At 66.2% G+C, this 693-nt stretch carries 1 protein-coding gene; it reads left to right on the top strand.

Features of this window, described 5'->3' with window-relative positions:
• Positions 1–646, top strand: a 646-nt coding sequence (gene sucB / locus ABF821_RS10710; protein WP_415529995.1) for a dihydrolipoyllysine-residue succinyltransferase, incomplete at its 5' end; no start/stop codon positions are given.
• Positions 647–693: the final 47 nt, after the last annotated feature.

Genomic DNA, 693 nt, shown 5'->3' with positions numbered 1-693 from the left:
GAAGGACGCCCAGAACACCGCCGCCCTGCTGACCACCTTCAACGAGGTGGACATGACGGCGGTGAAGGAACTGCGCGCCGAATATCGCGACGCCTTCGAGAAGAAGCATAACGGCGTCAAGCTGGGCTTCATGTCGATCTTCGCCAAGGCGGTGATGGCGGCGCTGAAGGAATTCCCGGCGGTCAACGCCGAAATCGACGGCGACGACATCATCTATCGCGAGTTCGTCAATCTCGGCATCGCGGTCGGCGGCCCGAACGGGCTGGTCGTGCCGGTGATCCGCGATGCGGAGAAGCTGAGCTTCGCCGGGATCGAGAGCGCGATCGCGGGCTTCGGCAAGCGCGCGCGCGACGGGTCGCTGAAGCTGGACGAACTGTCGGGCGGCACGTTCTCGATCACCAACGGCGGCATCTACGGCTCGCTGATGTCGACGCCGATCATCAACGCGCCGCAGTCGGCTATCCTGGGCATGCACGCCATCGTGGATCGTCCGATGGCCGTGAACGGGCAGGTCGTGATCCGGCCGATGATGTATATCGCCCTGACCTACGATCACCGCATCGTCGACGGCAAGGAAGCCGTCAGCTTCCTGGTGCGCGTGAAGCAGAACGTGGAAGACCCGCGCCGTCTGCTGCTCGAGGTCTGATGCGCCGGGGGGGGGGGGGGGGGGGGGGGGGGGGGGGGGGGGGGGGG

Origin of the sequence: Gluconacetobacter sp. (genome assembly GCF_047721585.1) — a bacterium.
In the GTDB taxonomy this organism is placed as follows: Bacteria; Pseudomonadota; Alphaproteobacteria; order Acetobacterales; family Acetobacteraceae; genus Gluconacetobacter; species Gluconacetobacter dulcium.
Note: the sequence above shows the minus strand (reverse complement) of the source record. Positions and strands in the feature narration are given on the sequence as shown.